General features: G+C 60.2%; 21 protein-coding genes and 1 pseudogene. 11 read left to right on the forward strand and 11 right to left on the reverse strand.

Features of this window, described 5'->3' with window-relative positions; translation table 11 throughout:
- Positions 1–232: 232 nt before the first annotated feature.
- Both AB4N84_RS19725 and AB4N84_RS19730 read right to left on the reverse strand, forming a co-directional pair.
- Positions 233–2,395, reverse strand: coding sequence for a TonB-dependent receptor (locus tag AB4N84_RS19725; RefSeq protein WP_460042743.1), 2,163 nt, complete (start codon positions 2,393–2,395; stop codon positions 233–235).
- A gap of 152 nt (positions 2,396–2,547) precedes the next feature.
- Positions 2,548–3,552, reverse strand: a complete 1,005-nt coding sequence (locus tag AB4N84_RS19730; protein ID WP_460042744.1) for an NADP-dependent oxidoreductase — start codon at positions 3,550–3,552, stop codon at positions 2,548–2,550.
- Between the two features lie 247 nt (positions 3,553–3,799).
- On the opposite strand from AB4N84_RS19730, the gene AB4N84_RS19735 reads away from it, so the two are divergent.
- The gene (locus AB4N84_RS19735) at positions 3,800–4,561 is read left to right on the forward strand and encodes an SDR family oxidoreductase (RefSeq protein WP_460042745.1); all 762 of its coding nucleotides are present in this window, start codon (positions 3,800–3,802) and stop codon (positions 4,559–4,561) included.
- Between the two features lie 268 nt (positions 4,562–4,829).
- Here AB4N84_RS19735 and AB4N84_RS19740 read toward each other — a convergent pair whose 3' ends face one another.
- Positions 4,830–5,405, reverse strand: a complete 576-nt coding sequence (locus tag AB4N84_RS19740) for a TetR/AcrR family transcriptional regulator (protein ID WP_460042747.1) — start codon at positions 5,403–5,405, stop codon at positions 4,830–4,832.
- A 179-nt stretch (positions 5,406–5,584) separates the two neighbouring features.
- Here AB4N84_RS19740 and AB4N84_RS19745 point away from each other — a divergent pair, with 179 nt between their 5' ends.
- The 5 genes and pseudogenes from AB4N84_RS19745 to AB4N84_RS19765 all read left to right on the forward strand — a co-directional run bounded on the left by AB4N84_RS19745 (position 5,585) and on the right by AB4N84_RS19765 (position 11,191).
- Positions 5,585–6,358 (forward strand): SDR family oxidoreductase, encoded by a 774-nt coding sequence (locus tag AB4N84_RS19745; RefSeq protein ID WP_460042749.1) that lies wholly within the window; start codon positions 5,585–5,587, stop codon positions 6,356–6,358.
- Positions 6,359–6,434: 76 nt separating this feature from the next.
- Positions 6,435–7,907 (forward strand): mechanosensitive ion channel domain-containing protein, encoded by a 1,473-nt coding sequence (locus tag AB4N84_RS19750; protein ID WP_460042750.1) that lies wholly within the window; start codon positions 6,435–6,437, stop codon positions 7,905–7,907.
- Between the two features lie 72 nt (positions 7,908–7,979).
- Positions 7,980–8,909 carry a S66 peptidase family protein gene (locus AB4N84_RS19755; protein ID WP_460042752.1) on the forward strand — a complete coding sequence of 310 codons (930 nt, stop codon included), beginning with the start codon at positions 7,980–7,982 and terminating at the stop codon, positions 8,907–8,909.
- Positions 8,910–10,132: 1,223 nt separating this feature from the next.
- Positions 10,133–10,282: pseudogene (locus AB4N84_RS19760) on the forward strand (hypothetical protein); the annotation flags it as partial.
- 204 nt (positions 10,283–10,486) lie between these two features.
- Entirely contained in the window at positions 10,487–11,191 is a 705-nt protein-coding gene (locus AB4N84_RS19765; protein ID WP_460047070.1) for a methyl-accepting chemotaxis protein, read from the forward strand.
- A gap of 146 nt (positions 11,192–11,337) precedes the next feature.
- Here AB4N84_RS19765 and AB4N84_RS19770 read toward each other — a convergent pair whose 3' ends face one another.
- Positions 11,338–12,528 (reverse strand): benzoate/H(+) symporter BenE family transporter, encoded by a 1,191-nt coding sequence (locus AB4N84_RS19770; protein WP_460042753.1) that lies wholly within the window; start codon positions 12,526–12,528, stop codon positions 11,338–11,340.
- Between the two features lie 743 nt (positions 12,529–13,271).
- Positions 13,272–13,715: a MarR family transcriptional regulator gene (locus AB4N84_RS19775; protein WP_460042754.1), complete on the reverse strand. Its 444-nt coding sequence runs from the start codon at positions 13,713–13,715 to the stop codon at positions 13,272–13,274.
- 81 nt (positions 13,716–13,796) lie between these two features.
- Between AB4N84_RS19775 and AB4N84_RS19780 the strand changes: the two genes are divergently transcribed.
- The 3 genes from AB4N84_RS19780 to AB4N84_RS19790 all read left to right on the forward strand — a co-directional run bounded on the left by AB4N84_RS19780 (position 13,797) and on the right by AB4N84_RS19790 (position 16,163).
- Positions 13,797–14,963 (forward strand): aminotransferase-like domain-containing protein, encoded by a 1,167-nt coding sequence (locus AB4N84_RS19780; protein WP_460042756.1) that lies wholly within the window; start codon positions 13,797–13,799, stop codon positions 14,961–14,963.
- Positions 14,964–15,011: 48 nt separating this feature from the next.
- On the forward strand, positions 15,012–15,614 hold the full coding sequence (locus tag AB4N84_RS19785) for a glutathione S-transferase family protein (RefSeq protein WP_074755186.1): 603 nt from the start codon (positions 15,012–15,014) through the stop codon (positions 15,612–15,614).
- 162 nt (positions 15,615–15,776) lie between these two features.
- The gene (locus tag AB4N84_RS19790) at positions 15,777–16,163 is read left to right on the forward strand and encodes a lysozyme inhibitor LprI family protein (RefSeq protein WP_074755184.1); all 387 of its coding nucleotides are present in this window, start codon (positions 15,777–15,779) and stop codon (positions 16,161–16,163) included.
- Positions 16,164–16,338: 175 nt separating this feature from the next.
- On the opposite strand, the gene AB4N84_RS19795 is transcribed toward AB4N84_RS19790, so the two are convergent.
- Positions 16,339–16,710 carry a glutathione S-transferase N-terminal domain-containing protein gene (locus AB4N84_RS19795; RefSeq protein ID WP_460042757.1) on the reverse strand — a complete coding sequence of 124 codons (372 nt, stop codon included), beginning with the start codon at positions 16,708–16,710 and terminating at the stop codon, positions 16,339–16,341.
- A gap of 54 nt (positions 16,711–16,764) precedes the next feature.
- A complete protein-coding gene (folE, locus tag AB4N84_RS19800; protein WP_460042759.1) occupies positions 16,765–17,310 on the reverse strand; it encodes a GTP cyclohydrolase I FolE in 546 nt (181 codons plus the stop codon).
- A 648-nt stretch (positions 17,311–17,958) separates the two neighbouring features.
- Between folE and AB4N84_RS19805 the strand changes: the two genes are divergently transcribed.
- On the forward strand, positions 17,959–18,132 hold the full coding sequence (locus AB4N84_RS19805) for a hypothetical protein (RefSeq protein ID WP_460042760.1): 174 nt from the start codon (positions 17,959–17,961) through the stop codon (positions 18,130–18,132).
- 128 nt (positions 18,133–18,260) lie between these two features.
- Here the strand turns inward: AB4N84_RS19805 and AB4N84_RS19810 are convergent, their stop codons facing one another.
- The 3 genes from AB4N84_RS19810 to AB4N84_RS19820 all read right to left on the reverse strand — a co-directional run bounded on the left by AB4N84_RS19810 (position 18,261) and on the right by AB4N84_RS19820 (position 20,115).
- Positions 18,261–18,821 (reverse strand): Smr/MutS family protein, encoded by a 561-nt coding sequence (locus AB4N84_RS19810; RefSeq protein ID WP_460042762.1) that lies wholly within the window; start codon positions 18,819–18,821, stop codon positions 18,261–18,263.
- Between the two features lie 93 nt (positions 18,822–18,914).
- A complete protein-coding gene (locus tag AB4N84_RS19815; RefSeq protein WP_074755171.1) occupies positions 18,915–19,235 on the reverse strand; it encodes a hypothetical protein in 321 nt (106 codons plus the stop codon).
- 232 nt (positions 19,236–19,467) lie between these two features.
- Positions 19,468–20,115 (reverse strand): cysteine hydrolase family protein, encoded by a 648-nt coding sequence (locus AB4N84_RS19820; RefSeq protein ID WP_460042763.1) that lies wholly within the window; start codon positions 20,113–20,115, stop codon positions 19,468–19,470.
- A 251-nt stretch (positions 20,116–20,366) separates the two neighbouring features.
- Here AB4N84_RS19820 and prmB point away from each other — a divergent pair, with 251 nt between their 5' ends.
- On the forward strand, positions 20,367–21,275 hold the full coding sequence (prmB, locus tag AB4N84_RS19825) for a 50S ribosomal protein L3 N(5)-glutamine methyltransferase (RefSeq protein ID WP_074755167.1): 909 nt from the start codon (positions 20,367–20,369) through the stop codon (positions 21,273–21,275).
- A 120-nt stretch (positions 21,276–21,395) separates the two neighbouring features.
- Here prmB and AB4N84_RS19830 read toward each other — a convergent pair whose 3' ends face one another.
- The gene (locus AB4N84_RS19830) at positions 21,396–22,196 is read right to left on the reverse strand and encodes a hypothetical protein (RefSeq protein WP_460042765.1); all 801 of its coding nucleotides are present in this window, start codon (positions 22,194–22,196) and stop codon (positions 21,396–21,398) included.
- Positions 22,197–22,224: the final 28 nt, after the last annotated feature.

Consider the following 22,224-nt stretch of genomic DNA (forward strand, 5'->3'; position numbering starts at 1 on the left):
CGAAATCAACAGCGCACGAGCTTACACCAGAGTGCGCCCTCTGGTGGTTTTGGCAGCAGCATTGTTGACTTGTTCAGCGAAATTTCAGCAAGCGGGGCAGCTCAGTGCGACAGGTCCCTCATCTGTAGGAGCGCGCTTGCCCGCGATGGCGTTGGGCAAGTCGATGACGAATCAACCGACCCGACGCCATCGCGGGCAAGCGCGCTCCTACAAAGGCGGTTTGGCGCAATGATCAGAAATCGATGGTTCCCGAGAACTTCACCAGACGCGGATCGCCCTGGGTCAGGTAACCGCCGTTGGCCGAGGCCCAGTAATCCTTGTTGGCGATGTTCTCGACGTTGACGCGCAAGGTCACGTCCTTTTCCGCCACCTTGAAGGCGTAGCGAGCGCCGGCGTCGAAGCGGTTCCAGCTCGGCAGGCTGAGGTTGTTGGCCTGATCGGCGTATTGACCGCCTGTGCGCAGGAAGCGGGTGTTCAAGGAAACGCCCTGCAACCCCGGCACATCCCAGTCGACACTGGCGTTCATCAGGAAGGTCGGTACGCCGATGGCGTGGTTGCCATCGGTTGTCCCGCCCGCCGTGTCTTCCAGTTTCGACTCCAGGCGTGTGGCGCCGGCCAGCAGGCGCAGGCCTTCAAGCGGTTCTCCGTAGACGCTGAACTCCACGCCACGGTTGATCTGTTTGCCGTCGCGCACGAAGAAGTTGGTCGTCGTGTCAATGAAGCCATCGGTTGGTTTTTCGATGCGGAACGCGGCGAGGTTGGCGCCGAATGAACCCATGTCTAGCTTGATGCCTGCTTCAAGCTGTTTGGTGCGGCCTGGCGGGAACGACTGACCGACGTTCAGTACGGTGCCGCCGGCGGTCGGACCTTGGGCCAGGCCTTCGATGCGGTTGGCGTACAGGGAGACAGTGTCGATCGGTTTGTAGACGATGCCGTAAACCGGCGTGGTGATCCCGTCGTCGTACAGCGAGGTGCGAGCCCCCGTGCCGACGCTGTAGTTTTCGACACGCAACTGCTGCCGACGGACGCCGTAGGTCAACAACAACGTGTCGTCGAAGAAGCCTACGGTGTCCGAGAGCGCAACGCTGCGGTTACGGGTCTTGCCCGCGAGATCCGGATCACCAAGGTCCCCCGACGCAAACGTCACGTTGGTGGGCTTTGGCACGGACGGGGTGTTGTAGATGTTGGTCGGTGTGCCGCTGTAGAAGACGAAACCGTTTTCCTGTCGGGTCCAGATGCTGGACACACCCAACGCTACCTGGTGGCTGACCGGTCCGGTCTGGAACTTGCCGTTCAGGCCCGCCATGACGGTGCCGTTTTGTTCGTTGTGGTTGATGTTCGAGCCGCCGATGGTGGCCGCGCCAGTCGTGGCGTTGTTTAGGACCGGGGTGCCGTAGGTGCCGACTTCTCGCGTGCGTTTGCCGCCGCCTGCCAGGTAGGCGGTCCAGCTGTCGCTCAGGTCCCACTCACCCCGCACCATGCCGAAGGTGTCTTCGGTTTCCTGGTGAGTCCAGTTCTGGCCGTAGTTATGGTCGGCGTCCGGTGCATGGGGAATGCCGGTCAGCCCGGCGCCCAGCTGCACGTTGTTGCGCAGGTGGTTGATGCGTTCTTTCTGATACCCAAAGTCGGTGGACAGGCGGAAATTGTCGCCCCGGTAATCAAGCCCGCCGATGAACAGCTTGGATCGTTGATCCATATCGTCGATGGCTGTTTCGCCTTCGCGCTGGCTGAGGTTCACCCGTGCGCCGAAACGGTTGTCTTCACCGAAGCGCTGACCCAGGTCCAGATGCTCGCCGACACGGCCGTCGGTGCTGATGTCCTGGGTGTAGCGTCGGGTGGGGGTGTCCTGAGCGCGCTTGGGTTGCAGGTTGACGCTGCCGCCCAGGCCGGAGCCGGTCGGGCTGGCACCGTTGATGAAGGCATTGGGGCCTTTGAAGACTTCGACGCGTTCCACCGAGTCGACGGAAATGATCTGACGCGGCAGCACGCCGTAAAGACCGTTAAACGAAATGTCGTCGCCGTTCAGTGGCAGGCCGCGAATGGTGAAGGCTTGTGCCTGATTCCCGAAACCACCTGATTGACGCACCGACGGATCGTTGAGCAGAACGTCGCCCACGTTCTCAGCCTGCTGGTCCTCGATGAGCTTCGAGGTGTAGCTGGTCATCGTGAACGGCACGCTCATGTTGTCCTGATTACCCAGCACGCCCATTTGCCCGCCTCGTGCGACCTGGCCGCCCGCGAATGCCTCCGGCAGAGCGCCTGGGGCCTGCTGAATGGCTTGAGCATCGACGGCGGTCGCGCCCAGTTCGATGGCTTGATCGGCCGCGTAGGCGCTAGCACTGACCGAGCAGCACAGCGCGAGCAATGTCGGGCGGGAGGGGAGGCGTAGGGCCATCGGGAAGCTTCCTGTAGATGTCTAGTCTGCGAAAAGCCTCCCTGGCAATGCGAATGTTTCTTCGGCGCAGATGCTATCAGGAAGTGATTGCGAATTGTTATCACTTTGATGTTGTTTTTTTACATTTTTTTCACATCCTCGTTTTGGGTGGCTTACACCTTCAAAACAAGCTTCCCGTTGTTCTCACCCTTGAACAGCATCTGCAAGGTTTCCGGGAATGTCTCCAGCCCTTCGACGACGTGTTCTTTGCTCTTGAGCTTGCCCTGTGCCAGCCAGCCGACCATCTCCATGCCTGCCTTCTGAAAGTTCGCGGCGTGATCCATGACCACAAAACCTTCCATGCGGGCGCGGTTGACCAGCAGTGACAGGTAATTGGCCGGGCCTTTGACGGCTTCCTTGTTGTTGTACTGACTGATCGCGCCGCAGATCACCACGCGCGCCTTCAAGGCGAGTCGGGTCAGCACGGCATCGAGGATGTCGCCGCCGACGTTGTCGAAATACACGTCGATCCCGTTCGGGCATTCGCGTTTCAGTGCTGCGTGGATGTCTTCGCTCTTGTAATCGATCGCTCCGTCAAAGCCGAACTCATCGATCAGCGTTTTGCATTTGTCCTGGCCACCCGCGATCCCGATCACGCGGCAGCCTTTGATCTTCGCGATCTGCCCGGCCACGCTGCCTACCGCACCCGCTGCACCCGAAATGACGACGGTCTCGCCTTCTTTCGGCTGGCCCACTTCAAGCAGGGCGAAATACGCCGACATGCCAGTCATGCCCAGCGCCGCCAGGTACACCGGCAGCGGCAACAGTTTAGGGTCGACTTTGTGGAAGCCCTTGGGCTCGCCCACGAAATAGTCCTGCACGCCCAGAACGCCCTGCACGTAATCGCCGACCGCGAAGGCCGGGTTCTGCGATTCAACGACCTTGCCCACGCCCAGCGCGCGCATCACCGCGCCCAGTTCGACCGGCGCAATGTATGACTTGCCTTCGTTCATCCAGCCACGCATGGCCGGGTCCAGCGACAGGTACTCGGCTTTGACCACGATCTGCCCCGACGCGGGCTCGGCAACCGGCACCGTCTGAAAGGTGAAGTCATCCCGGCTGGCGGGGCCCGCTGGACGGCGGGCGAGAAGGAATTGGCGGTTGTTCAGCGCAGTCATGGCAGGGTCCTGAATGAAAGGGAAAGGCCAGTGATAGACCTGGAATCGATGATGGGCAAGCAAAGACCGCAAGGCGAATGCGCAACGATCCATGCCGATGATGCTGTCGGCGGGTCAATATCACCCGTGTTCATGATCCCGTAACCGGGGCTTTGATAGTGCTGACCGGATGCCCTATCCCATGGATAAACTCCTTCGCAACGGGCTGTAAGCCTTCCTGAAAAAAACGACAACACAGGACGATTCCATGAGCATGACGTTTTCCGGACAGGTGGCCCTGGTCACTGGCGCAGCCGCAGGCATTGGTCGGGCGACCGCGTTGGCCTTTGCCGAACAGGGCCTGAAAGTCGTTGCCGTCGACCTGGATGCCGAGGGCGGGGAGGGCACGGCTGAGCTGATTCGCCACGCCGGCGGCGAAGCCCTGTTCCTGCGCTGCGACGTGACCCGGGAAGCGGACGTGCAGCAGATGATGGCCAACGCCGTGGAAGCGTTCGGTCGTGTGGACTATGCGTTCAACAACGCCGGCATCGAGATCGAAAAAGGCCGTTTGGCGGAAGGCAGCGAAGCTGAATTCGACGCAATCATGGGCGTCAACGTCAAAGGTGTGTGGCTGTGCATGAAGTACCAGTTGCCGGTCATGCTCGCGCAGGGCGGTGGCGCAATCGTCAACACCGCCTCCGTCGCCGGACTGGGTGCCGCGCCGAAGATGAGCATCTACGCCGCGTCCAAACACGCCGTGATCGGGCTGACCAAATCGGCGGCCATCGAATACGCCAAGAAGCAGATCCGGGTCAACGCCGTATGCCCCGCGGTGATCGACACCGACATGTTCCGCCGCGCCCACGAAGCCGACCCGCGCAAAGCCGAGTTTGCCGCCACCATGCACCCGGTCGGCCGGATCGGCAAAGTCGAAGAAATCGCCGCCGCCGTGTTGTACCTGTGCAGCGACGGCGCGGCTTTTACCACCGGTCATTCACTGGCGGTCGATGGCGGTGTCACGGCTTTTTAATTCCATAGATCAGACATGGGATGCCTGCAGGGGCGGGGGGGCGTTCCGATGAAGGCGGTGGGTCAGACATATCCATGCTGACTATTCGTGAGCAAGCTCACACACAGGCTTTGTGTTTATTCCGCGATTGAGGTGAAAGCGCGGCAGGACCGTCCCGATGATGCGGACTGCCACACCGCATTCGCTGCCGTCGTAACCTCCGAGGTCTCCTACAGGGACTGCGTCGATCGCGATATTTCCAGCCAACGCAAAAACACCGCAGCAGCCTTTACGCATCCAGCGCTTTAAGCAATGTCTTGCCGGTGTTCAACAACTCCTGCGCCAACCCCTCATCCGTCACCGCACGCGACAACCCGATTGCCCCGACCAACGTGCACATGGCCAACAGCGCCTGAGCGCGCTTCTTCGAGGGCTGCTTACTGTTCGTCAATGCCGTGATCACCGCCAGTTCCTTCTGCAACTCCTGCGTGTACACCTCACGGATCGGATCGCTGCTGCGAGCGACATCATTCATCACGGCGGCCAAGGCGCAGCCCGACCCCGGGTCGTTCAGGTGCCGCTCGCTCAGGTAACTGTCCACCAGATCGGTCAGGGTCAGGGTCGATTCTGGATCGGTGTATTTTTCCAGCGCCTTGGTGCGCTTGTTGAACGCGCACTGCAACGCTTCTTCGACTAACTTTTCCCGTGATTCGAAATGCTTGTAGAAGCCGCCGCCGGTCCGGCCTGCCTCTTTCATCAGGTCGGCCACACCGATGCCGTTCAGCCCGACTTCTCGGAAACGCTCGGCTGCGAGGTTGACGATGTGTTCGTGAATGACGGCTTTCTCTGCCTGTGAGCGCGACATGGAAATCTCCGGTGACTGCTTTTCGTAACGATATGGTGAGCGATCATACGCCAAATGCCGTTCGGGAGATTTTTTATTTGGAGTATGGACGAAATCCAAAATAGGCGTATGGTTGTGCTCCATAGCGGTTCGGCAAACACCGGGCCTCCCATCCTTTGCATGAGCTTCAAGGAGCTACCATGAACGTCAACGGCAAAACCATTCTGATCACCGGCGGCAACAGCGGCATTGGCCTGGCCACGGCGAGACTGCTGTTGGAAAACGGTGCGCGTGTCGCCATCACCGGTCGCGATCAAGCCAAACTCGATGCAGCCGTGGCCGAGTTGGGCGGCGATGTATTGGGCATCAAGGCCGACGTGAACAACCTCGCCGACATCGATGTGGTGGTGAAGAAAATCAGCGAAGCGTTCGGCAGCCTTGATGTGGTGTTCGCCAACGCCGGTATCTCTGGCGCGACCCCGCTGGGCAGCACCACCCTCGAAGCGTTCGAGTCGATCGTGCGCACCAACCTGACGTCGGTGTTCTTCACGGTGCAGGGCGTGTTGCCGCTGCTGAAAGAAGGCAGCTCGGTAATCCTCAACGGCTCGGTCATGCGCGAACTCGGCTCGCCGGGCTCGTCCGCCTATTCGGCCACCAAGGGCGCAATTACCTCGATGGCCAAAGTGTTTGCGTCGGAACTGGCGCCCAAGGGGATTCGCGTCAACACCGTGATCCCGGGTGCCACCCGCACGCCGATCTGGACACGCGGTTCACGTGCAGGCGCCACGGTCGATGCCACTGAAAAAGCCATCGCACCGCGCATTCCGATGGGCCGCTTCTCCGATCCTGAAGAACTGGCCCAGGCCGTGATGTTCCTGGCATCGAACGCCTCGTCCGGCATGACCGCCGCCGAGATCGTGGTCGATGGCGGCAACATCGGCGCGCCATGGGGTATTCCGCTGTTTCGCGGCTGATCCCTCGTTGTTCTGAGGCTCCCCTGCGACGGTATTCAGCTAAGCTCCTTGGGCTGTTTACCTTCCGGGAGCTTCGATGGATCACCTGTGGTTCGCTTATCCGTTGCTCAGCGCGTCGCTGCTGCTGATCGTTGATCTGGTGCTGTGGCAATGGATGCATCCCCGACTGCTGCGGCGCAAGCTGGTGCTTCGGCTGGTGCTGTTCGTGATGTTCAGCATGGCGCTGCTCGATGGCGGTTTGAGCCCGCTGTATCCGGTGCCGATGGACTGGTCGGTGCCGCGGCATGTGCTCGGAACGATCCTGACCATCACATGGTGGCTGTTCGGCGCACGGACCTTGACGGTTCTGGCGGTGGTGGTCATGGAGCCGCGCATCGGCGGCAAGGGCCATTTGCTGCAAGACGTCATGGGCGCGATCATTTTCCTGGTGGCTGCCGTGGCCGCTGCGGGCTATGTACTGGACTTGCCGGTCAAAGGCCTGCTCGCAACCTCGGGCGCCGTGGCGATCATTTTCGGTCTGGCGGTGCAAAGCACGTTGGGCGATGTGTTTTCCGGGATCGTCCTCAATGCGACCAAGCCGTTTCGCGTCGACGACTGGATTCGGGTCGACGACATCGAAGGCAAAGTCATCGAGATCGACTGGCGCTCGACGCATTTGCTGACCTCCGAAGGCAGCATGGCGGTGATCCCGAACGCCATGGCGGCGAAAACGCGCATCGTCAACTTCAGCCGTCCCGACCACTTTCATTCCGTCACCCTGTCCATCGAACTGCCGACGCGGTTGCGCCCCAGCGTGGTACTGGACTCACTGGACAAAGCGCTGCTGGGTTGCCGTGAGTTACTCGCACAACCCAAGCCATCGGCGGTGGTGGTGAAGTCGGGGCTGCGCAGCGTCGAATATGAAGTCACCGGGTACGTGAAATCCCGAGATCGTCGTTCAGCTGTGCGCAATCAACTGTTTGACCTGATTCACCGGCAACTGGCCTCGACCGAAACGCGGATGGATCAGTTGCGGCCTGCGACGCGGCAGTCCGCTGTGCTCAATACGGTGGGCGCGTTGCGTATGCTCAGTGACGATGACCGCGCACAGCTTGAGCAGCACATGCGACTCGCCGCCTATTCGGCGAAGGACGTGGTGCTGGCCGAAGGGGTGATTCCCGACGCGCTGTACATCGTTGAGTCGGGTGTGATCTCGGTGGCGATCCAGCGCCCGGAGGGCTGGCTGGAAGTCGGTCGCATGGGGCCGGGCGAATTGCTGGGTGAAACCGGGTTCGTGGACGGCACGCCCACCGTGGGGCGTTTTTGCGCGTACACCGATTGCATGGTTTACCGCATCGAGAAAGCTGATCTGGAACCCTGGCTGGAGGCCCATCCCGAGCTGATCGGTGCGCTGGCCGGCCTGGCGAAATTCCGCGCCAAGGCACGTGCCGCGATGCTGGAGACAAAACCGGTGATCGTCGATCCCAGCGGGTTTCTCGGCTGGCTGCGCAAGAGCGTCACGCGTTTTCAGGTCAACCGGGGTCAGGGCCCGACCGACAAGATGAGTTGAGCCCGACGCTGGATTCAAGAAAGGGAGTGCTCTACATTGCCGGTTCATTCGAACGTCAGCCGAGTCCTTGAAATGCCTGTATCCCGCACGATCCTCAACCCCAACGTCTTGCGCGCGGGCGATGCCGTGGCGCTGGTGTCGCCTGCCGGTCCTGTGGCCGAGGCGAGGGTTCAAGCGGCGGTGCGTGAGTTGACGTTCTGGGGTTTGCGGCCACGGGTTTACCCCCATGCGCTGGACGCCGAGCATTTTCTCGCAGGCAGCGACGCCAACCGTGCCGCAGACCTTAACGACGCCCTGGCCGACCCCGAGATCCGTGCGGTGCTGTGCAACCGAGGCGGCTACGGCGTGCAGCGAATCCTTGAGCATCTGGACTACGATGCCGTGCGCCGCGATCCGAAGCTGGTCGTTGGCTTTTCCGACATCACGGCGTTGCACGCGGCGTTGTGGAACCGCGCGGGGCTGGTGACCGTTCATGGCCCGGTGGCCGCGCAACTGGAGCGAGGCGGCGAGTTTGCCAGCACATTGCGGCATGCCTTGATGAGCACCGAACCGATGGTGGTGCAGGCCGACTCTGCTGAGCCGACCTTCAGCGTGCGGACATCGGGCGCTGTCGAAGGCACCTTGTTGGGCGGCAACCTGAGCATGCTCAGCACGTGTGTCGGCACCCCGTTCATGCCGGACCTCGAGGGCGCGATCCTGCTCATCGAAGATGTCGGCGAACTGGCCTATAGGGTTGACCGTCTGCTCACTCATCTGCGCAACGGCGGCATTCTGCAACGGGTCGGCGGCATCGCCATCGGCCAGTTCAGCGAACCGGGCCATGGCAACAACCCGATCAAACCGCCCGATGTCTTGATCGAGCGACTGGCCGATCTGGGTGTTCCTCTGCTGGGCGGATTGCCGATTGGTCACGGCGATCGCAACCTCGCCGTCGCGCTGGGTAGCCGCGCCGTTCTGGACGCAGACGCCGGCACCCTGACGGTTGCACCTGCCGCGCGTTGACCGCCGGTCAGCGTGAGCGTTACCTGCGCACGAACTGTCACTGAAAGCCCGTTTTCGCGCCGTCATGGCGCGTTACCTTTCGTCGCATGGCCTCGTTAAATGCGGGCTTTGCGGCACCTCGCTCCCTGTTGAGAAATCTGGATACGCCGATAACCATTCTGGAAGCGACGTTGGCGTAGCTATTTGCCATTATTCCGACGTCAAAGACTTGTTTTGCGCCTGACCCGTTGCGAATCTGCACGAAAATTGAATGGCCATGCCCACATGGCCTCGTTGTGTGTGCCTTCTAGCTGTGATTGGGGACTGATCGTATGATTTCGGCCGTGCAAACGCGTTTTGCCAATCTCGGAATGGCGAAGAAACTGGCCATCGGATTCGTGCTGGTGCTCTTGTTGACCGCCTTGGTTGCGGCCATCGGGGTCTGGTCGCTGCGATCGATCAGCGTGCATTTTGACAGTCTCAAAGACATGAACGCGCTCAACACCGGTCTCAACCGGGTCCGATTGCTTGAGCAGGACTTCGCGCTGCACAGCGACCCGAAGGTGGTCGACGAACTGCATGCAGGGCTCGACGCCTTGAACGCCCAGGCTGAAGCGCTCAAATCCAGCTCGGCGGTGAATCAGCGGGTCATGACCGAGGTTCAGCAAGCGCTCGCCGCCTACCGCAAATCCTTCGACGAATTCGTCAGCATCAGTCAGAGCAAGGACCTGGCACTGGAAATGGCCAGCTGGTCGGTGTCCAGCGTTGCCAACAACCTCGACGTATTGCAGGCCGGCCTTGCCGACGACGGCGCCTATACGCTGAAGGATTCCCAAGGCCAGCAAGGCTCGGAGTTCATCGAGCAATCGGCCCAGGTCAGCCAGATTTCCAAATTGATGATGCAGGCCATGGACGAGGCCCGCGTGCGCCTGGACAAGAGCCGCAAGACCGGTTCAGGCGAAGAGGCCAAAACCGGCAAAATTGAACAGGCAGTGCAAGCGCAAGAGTCTGCCGAGCAACTCAAGGGCGTGATCAAGGATCCCGGCTACCTCACGGTATTGACCGAGGTCAGCGGGCACATCACCAACTTCGGCGATAAGCTCAACGAGTACACCGGCCTGCTGGCCGACGAGGCCAAGGTTTCCCAGCAACTGGCTGCCAACGCCAAAACCGTCGTGCAGCAAGTGAATCAGGCGTATGACGCGGAAGATCAGTCGATGATGGGCGAGCTGCAGGCCAACTCGATGAAGATCATTGGTTCCTCGGTGCTGGCGTTGATCGTCGGCCTGATCGCTTCGTTCGTCATTACCCGGATCATTGTTGCGCCACTGCGCAGCGTCATTGCCATCGCCCAGCGCATTGCCGCCGGCGACCTGAGCGGCACTGTACAGGTCACGCGCAAGGATGAGATTGGTCAGTTGATGCAGGCCATGCAGCAGATGGGCGCAGGGTTGAGCGGGATCGTCAGCGGTCTGCAAGCGGGGATCGAACAACTGGCGAGCTCGGCGCATTCCTTGTCGGCCGTCACCGAGCAGACCAACCTGGAAGTCAGCTCCCAGAAAGTAGAAACCGAACAAGTGGCCACGGCCATGAACCAGATGACGGCGACCGTGCACGACGTTGCGCGCAATGCCGAGGAAGCCGCCCTGGCCGCGCAGACCGCCGACACCAAGGTCGACAGCGGTCAGGCAGTGGTGCGTCAGAGCATGCAGCGCATCGAGCAACTGGCGACCTCGGCCAACTCGGCCAGTCACAGCATCGAAAACCTCAGTGCCGAGATCCAGAACATCGGCAAGGTGCTGGGGGTGATCAAAAGCGTTGCCGAACAAACCAACCTGCTGGCCCTCAACGCCGCCATCGAAGCCGCGCGGGCGGGCGAACAGGGCAGGGGCTTTGCGGTGGTGGCGGATGAAGTGCGGGCCCTGGCCAAGCGCACCCAGCAATCGACCGAGGAAATCGAGCGCCTGGTGACAAGCCTGCAAAGTGGCGCGCAGGCGTCGGTGGCACAGATTCAAAGCAGCGGTGAACTGGTGAAGCTGGCCGTCAGCGACGCGCTGCAAACCGAAAGCGCGCTGGGCAGCATTGCCGCGGCGGTGTCGTTGATCCAGCAGATGAACCAGCAGATCGCGGCGGCGGCCGAAGAGCAGAGCTCTGTGGCCGAAGAGATCAACCGCAGCGTCACCAGCATCCGTGCCAGCGCCGATCAGTCCGCCGTGGCGATGCGGGGCAATGCTGCGTCCAGCATTGAGCTGGCGTCACTGGGCATGGAATTGAAAGGGATGGTGGGGCATTTCAGGTTGTGAGCCTGAGTTGCACTGCCTACGCCGGATGACCTTTGTAGGAGCGAATTCATTCGCGATGCGTTTTTTCAAACGATGACTTCCGGTTGTCTGTACCGACGTCTCGCGAATGAATTCGCTCCCACAGGTTTTGTATGCATCTGGGGGAGTCAGGGTTTCCGATAGTTAAGAATCACCAGCGTCAACACCCCCGCTACAATCCCCCAGAACGCCGACCCGATGGAAAACAGCGTCAGCCCTGACGCCGTGACCATGAAAGTGATCAACGCCGCCTCACGCTCTTTGGGTTCATTCATCGCCACGGTCAGCCCGTTGATGATCGAACCGAACAACGCCAGCGCCGCTATCGACAGCACCAGCTCTTTCGGGAACGCCGCGAACAACGCGGCCAGCGTCGCGCCGAACACACCGGCAATGGCGTAGAAAATCCCGCACCAGATCGCGGCGGTGTAGCGTTTGTTGCGGTCTTCATGGGCGTGCGGACCGGTGCAGATCGCTGCGCTGATTGCCGCCAACGTGATGCCGTGGGCCCCAAACGGCGCCGTCACCAGCGAGATCAGGCCGGTGGCGGTGATCAGCGGAGAGGCAGGGACGTGATAGTCGTCTGCGCGTAATACGGCGATGCCCGGCATGTTCTGCGAGGTCATGGCGACAACAAACAGCGGGATCCCGATGCTGATGGTGGCGCCCAGCGAAAACGAGGGCGTGGTCCACACCGGCACGGCGACTTCCAGTGCAAAGCCGCTGAAATTCAACATGCCGAGCATCGCTGACAACGCCACACCCACCAGCAGCGTGGCGAGCACCGCGTAGCGTGGCGAGAAGCGTTTGACGATCAGGTACGTGAAGAACATGCCCAGCACCAGGCCGGTACGGTGTTGCGCGGCGACGAAGATTTCGCTGCCGATCTTGAACAGAATGCCGGCCAGCAGGGCCGCTGCCAGGGAGGTGGGCAGGCGTTTGACCAGTTTCTCGAAGCTGCCGGTGATGCCGCAGATGAAGACCAGGATCGCGCTGGTGATGAAGGCGCCGATGGCTTCGGGATAGGCGACATGTCCCAGGCTGGTGATCAGCAGTGCGGCGCCCGGTGTAGACCAGGCGACGGTGATCGGGGTGCGGTAGCGCAATGACAGGCCGATGCTGCAGATCGCCATGCCCATGAACAGCGCCCAGATCCAGGAGGATATCTGCGCGGAGGTCAGGCCGGCGGCCTGGCCTGCCTGGAAGATCAGCACGAGGGAGCTGGTGACGCCGGTCATCATGGCGATGAAGCCGGCGACGATGGCGGAGGGCGAGCTGTCGGTGAGGGGGCGCAGTGGCGTGTGGGTCGCGTCGGTCATGCGGTCTATCCCTGGGGCGGCGAGTTGAGCAGGTTTGCAAGCGTATACGCAGTTGTGACAATTCGTTGCGATACAGCGGGGTGCGCAATAATCGGCACAGTTGGGGCATAGGCTATAAGCGTTCGCGATGCTAGGGGCTGAGGGATGGCACATCAGACGTGGTGACGTTATCGGGGCTGTGGTGGCGCTGCTTTTTTGGGTTCTGCCTAACGGCAGAAGCGTTCCGCCTTCGGCGGGTTACTTGAAAACCGGAATGCCGGACCATCCCCAAGTAACCAAGGGTCCGCTCCCGGTTTGGCCTCGACTTCGTCGAGGTACCTTCACTCCGGCGACGCTCCGTGGGCCCGCCTGCGTTCAGCCTGCACCCAAGTCGCATTTTGTGTCGTCTGGACTTTCTCGGTATGAAGATCAAAAGCAGGAGCAAGAGCTCGATCGTTCCCACGCTCCGCGTGGTAACGCATTGCGTCAAAGAAAGACGGACGCGGAGCGTGGGAACAATCAATCTCCATGCGGTACAAAATCTGGCGCGATGTGTGGACAGATGAGATCCCTGTAGGAGACGTCGGAGGTTAAGACGGCAGCGAACGCGGTGGGTCAGTGAAATAGATGGGGCTGACCCACCGCATTCGTCCGAGTGCGGCCCAGACCCTCGTAACCTCCGACTGCTCCTACAGGTTAATTTGTCGTTTCTGATTTCCGTGCAATCTGATCATTCATCTACAACGTGTGTGTGCTTTCGAGGCTCAGCTGCGATTGAGGGTATTGCCCAATGCCTGATTCACGGCCAGCCAGCCATCCACGGCTTCGCGTCCGGCGTCGGCGAACACCCGTTGCAGCAGTTTTACCTGTTCGCGGCGCAATGACTCTTCGAATTTCGCGCCTTCGGCAGTCAGCTCCAGCAGGCGTTTTCGTTTGTCGTCTTCGGGGGCGACGCTCAGGACCAGCTCCATCTCGATCAACTGCCGCAGCGGGGTGTTCAGCGCCTGTTTGCTTACGCCCAGCACGGCAAGCAGTTCCTTCACGCTCAGCCCCGGATAGCGGGCGATGAAAAACACGATGCGTTGGTGAACCCGACTCAAGCCTCGGCGATCGAGCATTTCGTCGGCTTTTGCAGTGAACGCCTGATAGCCGAAGAAAAACGCTTCCATGGCGATTTGTTGCGTCGCTGAGTTTTTAAGGTCAAGCATATTGACGTATCCGGGTCTGTCGTCGTAGTTTCAGTCAACCAGTTTGACCTATTTCCATTTATTTCCGCCAGCGGTGATCTCATGGCATTTTCCGAACGCGTCACCCGTTTGAAGAGTTCTCTGATTCGCGAAATCCTGGCCGCCGCTCAACGCCCGGACATGATGTCGTTCGCTGGTGGCCTGCCGGCCGAGGCGATGTTGCCGCAGAGCGAATGGTCGGACATGCCGCGCAGCATGGGGCAGTACGGTATGAGTGAGGGCGAACCGCAGTTGCGTGAAGCGCTCGCGGCCCAGGCCCGGGCGCTGGGTATTGCCTGCGAGGCCAGTCAGGTGATGATTGTCAGCGGTTCGCAGCAGACGCTGGACCTGGCCGCCAAGCTGTACATCGACAAAGGCACGGAAATTCTGCTGGAAGGCCCGACCTATCTCGCGGCGCTGCAAATCTTCCAGCTGTTCGGTGCCGACTGCCTGACCGTTCCGTTGCTCGCCGAAGGACCTGATCTGGACGTACTGCGTCAGCGCCTGGAACGCCATGCGCCGTCGTTCGCCTATTTGATCCCGACCTTCCAGAACCCGTCGGCCGTGCGCTACAGCGAAGAAGCGCGGGACGCCGTGGCGGCGCTGCTGGATGAATTTGGCGTCACCCTGATCGAAGACGAGCCTTATCGCGACCTGACGTTTGATGGTGCCAGTGCCAAGCCGATCGTCAGCCGCTTGAAGAAAGCCAGCTGGATTTACACCGGCACTGTGTCGAAAACCCTGATGCCGGGGCTGCGCGTGGGGTATCTGATTGCCACGCCGGACCTGTTTCCGCATCTGCTAAAGCTCAAGCAGTCCGCTGACCTGCACACCAACCGTGTGGGCCAGTGGCAAGCCCTGCAGTGGATCGGCAGCGATCACTATCAGCAGCATCTGATGGAGTTGCGTGGCTTCTACCGTACTCGTCGAGACCAGTTCGAAGCGGCGCTGCAACGGCATTTCAGCGATCTGGCGCAGTGGAACAGCCCGCAAGGCGGCTTGTTCTTCTGGCTGACGCTCAAGGAAAAGATCGACACCCGTACGCTGCTCGACACGGCGTTGGCGCAGAACGTGGCGTTTATGCCGGGTGAACCGTTTTTCACCGACCCGGATGCCAACCCCGGTTATCTGCGCCTGAACTTCAGCCACATTGATCCCGCACGACTGGATGAAGGGTTGAAGCGACTGGCGGCTGTCATCAGACACGCACAGGCTGCCCATGCAGCCTGATACATTACGCACACGCACCACCGAGCAGGGTTGAGGGGAGAGCAGCAGATGTACAAGGTTTACGGCGATTACAACTCGGGCAACTGCTACAAGATCAAACTGATGCTGAGCCTTCTGGGCGCCCAGTACGAATGGGTGCCGGTGGACATTCTGAACGGGGAGACCGAAACCGAGGCGTTCCTTGAGAAAAACCCCAACGGCAAGATTCCCGTGCTGGAGCTTGAGGACGGCACCTGCCTGTGGGAGTCCAACGCGATTCTCAACTTCCTCGCTGAAGGCACGCCGTATCTGCTGACCGAGCCTCGCCTGCGCACGCAAATGCTGCAATGGCAGTTTTTCGAACAATACAGCCATGAACCGACCATCGCCGTGGCCCGCTTCATTCAGTTCTACCTGGGGCTGCCTGAAGCGCGTATGGACGAATACCGGTCGCTGCACAAGCGCGGTTACCGCGCGTTGAAGGTCATGGAGCAGCAGCTGCAGCGCACGCCGTTCCTGGTGGGCGAGCATTTTTCCATTGCGGACATCGCGCTCTATGCCTACACCCATGTCGCCCATCAAGGCGGTTTTGACCTGACTCAGTTCCCGGCCATCGAACGCTGGCTGGAGCGGATCAAGCAGCAACCGGGTTACGTCGGCATGCTGGATTGACAGCGAGGGCTGAGCCTTCACAGATAAAAAAGCCGGTCCTGGCAGCAGTGACCGGTTTTTTTATGTCTGAATGTTGTGTGCAACGCATGTGCGCTGGCGTTGATTTACGCTGCGCCCCCGTTTGGCTCAGGCCGGACGATCAACTGGAAAAGGGAGTAATTGATGCGATTCATGATGATAGCGGTGGGCATGTTCATGGCGCTGGGCATTGGCTGTTCGGCGCAAGCCGAAGATTGCGATGCTACGCAGGCGTCGATGAACCAGTGCGCGAGCAAGGAATACGCGGCCCTGGATGCCGATCTCAACAAACAGTACAAGACGCAGATGGCCTATCTGACGAATCCGGCACAGAAAAAAGCGCTGCAGGATGCTCAGAAGAAGTGGATCGCCTTTCGCGATGCCGATTGCCAGTATCAGGTGGGTAAGCGAGAGGAGGGCGGTAGCCTCTGGCCATTGGCGCAGGCGCAATGCCTGTCGGCACAGACCAAGGTGCGGGTCGAGCAGTTGAAGGGCTACGTGGCGTGTCGGCAGGAAGGCTGTCCTAAATAGCCGAAGGTCCGGACAGCGCGGATGCCATGGCCTGTCATGATTCCTGTGGGAGCGAATTCATTCGCGAATGATTGGCCAGACAAACCCTGTGTGTCGGGTATAAGGGCCAATCGCGAATGAATTCGCTCCCACAGGGTCTATGCCCGGCTTGAAATTCAGCGGTGTCCGGAATGATTCAAACCGCCGAAAAACGCTTGTTCAGGTAATCGATGATCACCTTCGACTCATACATCCACACCGTCTTGTCGCCCTCTTCAATGCGCAGGCAAGGCACTTTGATCTTGCCGCCTTCGGTCAGCAGGGTCTGACGATCGATCTCGTTGTTCTTCGCATCACGCAAGGCGACCGGCACGTTAAGGCGGCGCAGCGTGCGGCGGGTCTTCACACAGAACGGGCAGGCCTGGAACTGGTACAGCGTCAGGTCTTTTGCCGACGCTTCGACGGCGGCCTGAGCGTCCGGAGTGCGTTTTTTCTTGGCGGGGCGGGTCAGGAAATCGATCAGAATAACGAGCTGGCCCAGGCCAACCCTCAATGCCTTCATCAACATGCTTGAAACCTCGCGGCCGCGGACCTGAGGTCGCGGCCTTTCAGGACGCCCGGATCACTTGATCAGGCTAAGGAACTCGGTGCGGGTGGCCGCGTTTTCGCGGAATTCACCGAGCATCACCGAGGTGATCATCGAGGAGTTCTGCTTCTCGACGCCGCGCATCATCATGCACATGTGCTGGGCTTCAATGACCACGGCCACGCCGAGCGCGCCGGTGACCTGCTGAATGGCCTCGGCGATCTGGCGGCTGAGGTTTTCCTGGATCTGAAGGCGACGGGCGAACATGTCGACGATGCGCGCGACCTTCGACAGGCCGAGGACTTTGCCGCTCGGGATGTAGGCAACATGGGCCTTGCCAATGAAGGGCAGCAGGTGGTGTTCACACAGCGAATACAGCTCGATGTTCTTGACCACGACCATTTCGCTGTTGTCAGAACTGAACAGTGCACCGTTGGTGACTTCTTCCAGGGTTTGCTCATAGCCACGGCAAAGGTACTTCATGGCTTTGGCCGCACGTTTCGGGGTGTCGAGCAGGCCTTCGCGGGAGACGTCCTCGCCGAGTTGACCAAGGATCTCGGTGTAGTTCTGTTCCAGTGTCACAGGGTTGTGTTCCGTGTGGGTTCAAAAAACGCAGGATTGTCGGCCTGCAAAGGCGCACATAGTAGCGTAGCTGGGCGGGGAGGTGTACGGCGGGCGACCGACAAACCTGCGGCATGACGACGCCCGGCACGGTGTAAAGGCGCCTTTACCTAACCTTTACCGAGTGCATATGTCGAAATGTGTCCGTTTGGTGTCTGAGTTAATGGGTGATAGATGCCCGGATGAAGAGAGTAATCATATGTTTAGCCGAATCGCGAAAATCGCACTGGTGATCGCCCTGACGTCGTCGGTTTCGGGATGTTTTTTTGGCCCTGGATGGGGTCGTCACGGAGGTTGGGATCATCGCCATTATGATGGCGGTCATTATTATGAGGGGCGGGGCGGCTACGGCCCGGGACCTGGTTATTATCGCCGCTGACCCTCATTCCTCTGATCGGGAGCCTGATCGAACGGATACGCCCTGATCCACAAAGAGACTCAAATAAAGGCCGCGACGGGCGTGTTTTCCCTTCGCGGCCTTTTTGTTTGCTGACCGCTGCGTATCAATCTCGACACCCTACGGCTACCAAACAGCGACGCGGTTTCAACAGGATGTGCTGTCAGACGTTGCAGGTGATGAATGCCTGCTGTTAAGAGAGAGCAATGAACATGTTGAGTCGTATAGCGAAAGTCGCGATGGTGATCGCGGTCATGTCAGCCATGTCCGGCTGCTGGCCTTTCTGGGGGCCGGGCGGTGGAGGTCACGGCGGTGGGCATGGAGGCGGTGGTGGTCACTACGAAGGTGGCGGCCCGGGTGGCGGCGGTGGACCCGGCCCGCGCTGATCAATTGCTAACCCGATGAACCGTGTAAGAGCGCGCTTGCCCGCGATCGCGGTGCGTCAGCCGCACCTGTATAGCTGACACTCTGAAATCGCGGGCAAACGCGCTCCTGTTTGTTCGTTTAAGCGTTCTTACTCGTCGCGCCCTTCCATCATCGTGCGCTTGAGCATGACGTACACCGCACCGGCGCCACCGTGTTTGGCGATGCACGATGCAAACCCCAGCACCTGTTGATGTTGACGCAACCAGGTGTTGACGTGGCTTTTGATCATCGGGCGCTTGCCGTCCAGTCGTACCGCCTTGCCGTGTGTGATGCGCACGCAGCGGACTTCCAGCTTCGCTGCCTCGGCGAGGAACTCCCACATGGTTTCCCGCGCCAGTTCCACGCTCATGCCGTGCAGGTCAAGGCTGCCTTCGAAGCTGATTTGGCCCAGCTTGAGTTTGCGCATCTGGCCTTCCTGAACGCCATCGCGGGCCCAGTACAGCGTGTCCTCCGGTCCTACGTCGATCACGAACTGATCGGACAGGCCGTCGACGGTAATCGTCGCGTCGGAACGCACCGTCGCCGCCTGCCTCAGCTTGGCCAGATGCTTACGGTCGGGTTTGGGTTTGCCTACGTCGGCGTGTTCAGTCCTGATGGGCTTGACGCCACGAAGCTCACTTCTGAACAGGGAAAAGTCGTCGTCTTGCATGTCGGTCTCCGCGAAGGACGCCAGTTTAACCAAGTCACGCCGTTCTCGGCGCGACTAAAAACGTTCAAATGGCTGCGGATGACGCGGGGAGGGTCAGTCGTGTTTCTTCATCAGATGCGGAGACATGTTGAGCTCACCGGCGCGGCGACGACGCAGACGACTGCGACGCCAGAGCCAGACCCCGATGTACAGCAGGAACAGGCCGACAACAATCGTGACCACGGCGCCGGCCGGGCTCGCGTTAAGCTCACCCAACGCTGCCGGATGACCAATCAGACTGGCGATGCCGGCCATTGCAAGCAGTACGCCGGCAGTTGCAAACAAGGCGGACAGCACAGCGCCAAAGCGCATCCGCCAGTTGCTCTGGCCTTTCGGGCGCAGGCGACGGGCATCGAAACCATCGGATATCTTCATCCCGACTTCCTCTATGGGTATCGGCGCTCTGACCAGCTTATGCCGGGGTGGTTCCCGTTTGGTCAGCGCTCAAAGGCAAACACGAGTGATTAACAGATAGGCGGTTATGTGAGATGCGTCACACGCCTGATGACTGCATTTGTACGCTTTTTCTTCAGGAACTGCCGGAAAATTGATCTCAGCGGGGCAACCCCTGCGGATCATGGGTCAGTTCCTGATGAAGAGCGTCGCGTCAGATGAGGTCTTTGGTCAGCGCAAGCTTGGCGAAGTTGTCGTTCATGATTGCCATCTCCGCCTGCTGAACGAGCTCAGCCTTGATGACGCCGGTAGGTGTCGGCAGATCGCGGGTGGCGCAGGCGTCTTCAACCAGCGTGCAGCGGAAGCCGTAGTCCTTGGCCGCACGCACGGTGGTGCTGACGCTGGAGTGGCTCATGAAACCGCAGACCACCAGGTCCAGACGGCCCAGGTCCTCGAGGAGCTTGTGCAGGGTCTTGCGGTCGTCGGTGGTCACGGTGCCGTTCAGGGCGTTGGGCAGGCGCTTTTCGATGACGATTTCATCACCCTGGGGCATCAGCTCCGGGACGAACTTCCCACGTTCACCTTGGGGATCGAACATGCCGCCCACGGTCCCCAAATGGCGGACATGGATGATCGGTGATTTGGCGGCGCGCGCAGCGTCGACCAGTTTGACGATGTTGTCGATGGCCTCTTGAACGCCGGTCAGGGCCAAATGACCACTGAGGTATTCTTTCTGGGCATCGATAATGATCAGCGTGGCATTGCTCAAGGTGGCCGCCGCGTATTCGCGGCCACTGAGCTGAAACATGGTCTTCGGATCCGTCTTAGGATCGGTTTTTGGATCGGTTTTTGAAACAGACATCTGGGGCTCCTTCGAGTGGGGCTTTTGCCACATTGTCCACTGGCTGAGCGATTCTGTGAATCTCAATGCTCACAGGGCTCGCTTTTACCGGGCTTCAAGCCGTCGAGCAGGTCGCGGTTGCTGTCATATTGCCTGCAAATCGACACAAAGGCTGTGGAAAGTTTTCCGTGTCAAACGCCCGTCGGGCTCAGGCATCGTTTGTTGCGTGGATGGCTGCTAGAATCGCCCGTCGTTTTTTCAAGGAGTCTGCTGTGATCACTTCCCGCCTGCGCACCCTGCGCGATCATATCCGTTGGGCCGTCAGCCGCTTTCACGGGGAAGATCTTTTTTATGGTCATGGCACCGACAACGCCTGGGATGAAGCCCGTCAACTGGTGCTGGGCGCGTTGCACCTGCCTTGGGAAATCTCCGACGCCTACCTGGATTGCAACCTGGAAGACGACGAACTGGTCAATCTGCAGCGTTTGATCAAGCGGCGTATCGACGACCGCGTGCCGACGGCATATCTGCTGGGCGAGGCGTGGTTCTGCGGAATGTCGTTCATTGTCGACGAACGCGTGCTGATTCCGCGTTCACCGATCGGCGAGCTGATCGAGAACCGGTTTGAACCCTGGCTGGGTCAGGAGCCTGCGCGCATCCTCGACCTGTGCACCGGTTCCGGCTGCATCGGCATCGCCTGCGCCGATGTGTTCCCGGACGCCGAAGTGGCGCTGGCGGACCTGTCGTTCGAAGCACTGGAAGTGGCGAACCAGAACATTGAACGCCACGGCCTGGATGAGCGGGTGTACACCGTACAGGGCGACGGCTTCGACGGCTTGCCGGGTCAACGCTTCGACCTGATCGTTTCTAATCCACCGTATGTCGATGCCGAAGACTTCGCGGACATGCCGGACGAATACCAGCATGAACCCGAGCTGGCGCTGGCGTGTGGTGATGACGGCCTGAATCTGGTTCGACGCATGCTGGCGCAGGCGGCGGATCACCTGACCGAGAAGGGCTTGTTGATCGTTGAAGTAGGCAACAGCCAGGTGCACGTCGAGGCGCTGTACCCGGAAGTGGACTTCGCCTGGCTGGAATTCCAGCGCGGCGGCCATGGTGTGTTCATGCTGACGGCTGAACAGTGCCGGGCGCATCAGGCGGTGTTTGCGGCGCGGGTGTAAGCCACATCGCCAATCATTGTAGGCGCCGGCTTGCTGGCGATGCGGAGTGTCAGGTTTCAATAGGTCAACTGACAGGCCGCTTTCGCCAGCAGCCGGCGCCTCAGGTTTTGCGGTATCGACTTACCGATGCGTCGCAATCCAGATCAACAGTCCCGCCTGAAACACCGCAAAGGTCACCAGGCACGCAATCGTGAAGCGCAGCCCGCTGTCGTCGCGGCGGTATTTACTGACCTTGTCTTCGGCCTTCTTGATCGTGACTTCCTGTTCCTGAATCTTCTGTTCAGCCTGTTGCAGCATGTGCGCGGCGTCGAGAATCTCGACGATCTGCACTTTATCGGTGTTCCAGGTGTTGTTCAGGTTGGCGACTTTGACATCCTTGATGCTGCCCTTGAGGTGCTGAGGGTCGGCATACGCCACCTCGAAGCCCTGCGTTTTCAGAAAGTGGTCGCGACGCAGGCGGGTGTCTTCGTTAAGCGCGTCCTTGTTGGCAAGCGCCGTGCCAGCGATTTTGTAGTCGGACCAGCGTTTCTGTGCCCAGTGAATGCCCTGTGCCACCATGAATCGGCCCAGGCCGCGGTTCCACGGTTCGATCTGCAGGCCCGACTCCGGCCCGATGCGCACCGCGCGATTGGCGTGGTCGACCCAAATGTCCAGATGGTTCTGTTCCTTGCGGGTTTTCTGGCCCGGCAAGTGGTAGCTCATGCGCAGCAGGCTGAACTCCTTGCTGTTGCGCTCGGCCCGCCCGAATTCGACAAAGCGCAGCGGCCGGCCGCCGGTGGCACGGTCAGTGGGCAGCGGAGCCAGGCGCAGCATCGAAAAATGCTCGGCCTGCACGTCATCCCACAGCACGGGGGCTGCGACGTCACCTTCTTTGGCGTCGGTCGGGGCGGCCGCTTCGGCCTCAATAGTTGCTTCTGTCATCACGGCGGTCCTGTTCTCGACATTGCTC

This window comes from Pseudomonas sp. S2_H01 (genome assembly GCF_054668305.1).

Excerpts from the sequence above, each read along its gene's own strand:
- AB4N84_RS19725 (WP_460042743.1), bottom strand. The coding sequence starts at position 2,395 with ATGGCCCTACGCCTCCCCTCCCGCCCGACATTGCTCGCGCTGTGCTGC.
- AB4N84_RS19730 (WP_460042744.1), bottom strand. The coding sequence starts at position 3,552 with ATGACTGCGCTGAACAACCGCCAATTCCTTCTCGCCCGCCGTCCAGCG.
- AB4N84_RS19735 (WP_460042745.1), top strand. The coding sequence starts at position 3,800 with ATGAGCATGACGTTTTCCGGACAGGTGGCCCTGGTCACTGGCGCAGCC.
- AB4N84_RS19740 (WP_460042747.1), bottom strand. The coding sequence starts at position 5,405 with ATGTCGCGCTCACAGGCAGAGAAAGCCGTCATTCACGAACACATCGTC.
- AB4N84_RS19745 (WP_460042749.1), top strand. The coding sequence starts at position 5,585 with ATGAACGTCAACGGCAAAACCATTCTGATCACCGGCGGCAACAGCGGC.
- AB4N84_RS19750 (WP_460042750.1), top strand. The coding sequence starts at position 6,435 with ATGGATCACCTGTGGTTCGCTTATCCGTTGCTCAGCGCGTCGCTGCTG.
- AB4N84_RS19755 (WP_460042752.1), top strand. The coding sequence starts at position 7,980 with ATGCCTGTATCCCGCACGATCCTCAACCCCAACGTCTTGCGCGCGGGC.
- AB4N84_RS19765 (WP_460047070.1), top strand. The coding sequence starts at position 10,487 with ATGACGGCGACCGTGCACGACGTTGCGCGCAATGCCGAGGAAGCCGCC.
- AB4N84_RS19770 (WP_460042753.1), bottom strand. The coding sequence starts at position 12,528 with ATGACCGACGCGACCCACACGCCACTGCGCCCCCTCACCGACAGCTCG.
- AB4N84_RS19775 (WP_460042754.1), bottom strand. The coding sequence starts at position 13,715 with ATGCTTGACCTTAAAAACTCAGCGACGCAACAAATCGCCATGGAAGCG.
- AB4N84_RS19780 (WP_460042756.1), top strand. The coding sequence starts at position 13,797 with ATGGCATTTTCCGAACGCGTCACCCGTTTGAAGAGTTCTCTGATTCGC.
- AB4N84_RS19785 (WP_074755186.1), top strand. The coding sequence starts at position 15,012 with ATGTACAAGGTTTACGGCGATTACAACTCGGGCAACTGCTACAAGATC.
- AB4N84_RS19790 (WP_074755184.1), top strand. The coding sequence starts at position 15,777 with ATGCGATTCATGATGATAGCGGTGGGCATGTTCATGGCGCTGGGCATT.
- AB4N84_RS19795 (WP_460042757.1), bottom strand. The coding sequence starts at position 16,710 with ATGTTGATGAAGGCATTGAGGGTTGGCCTGGGCCAGCTCGTTATTCTG.
- AB4N84_RS19805 (WP_460042760.1), top strand. The coding sequence starts at position 17,959 with ATGTTGAGTCGTATAGCGAAAGTCGCGATGGTGATCGCGGTCATGTCA.
- AB4N84_RS19810 (WP_460042762.1), bottom strand. The coding sequence starts at position 18,821 with ATGCAAGACGACGACTTTTCCCTGTTCAGAAGTGAGCTTCGTGGCGTC.
- AB4N84_RS19815 (WP_074755171.1), bottom strand. The coding sequence starts at position 19,235 with ATGAAGATATCCGATGGTTTCGATGCCCGTCGCCTGCGCCCGAAAGGC.
- AB4N84_RS19820 (WP_460042763.1), bottom strand. The coding sequence starts at position 20,115 with ATGTCTGTTTCAAAAACCGATCCAAAAACCGATCCTAAGACGGATCCG.
- AB4N84_RS19830 (WP_460042765.1), bottom strand. The coding sequence starts at position 22,196 with ATGACAGAAGCAACTATTGAGGCCGAAGCGGCCGCCCCGACCGACGCC.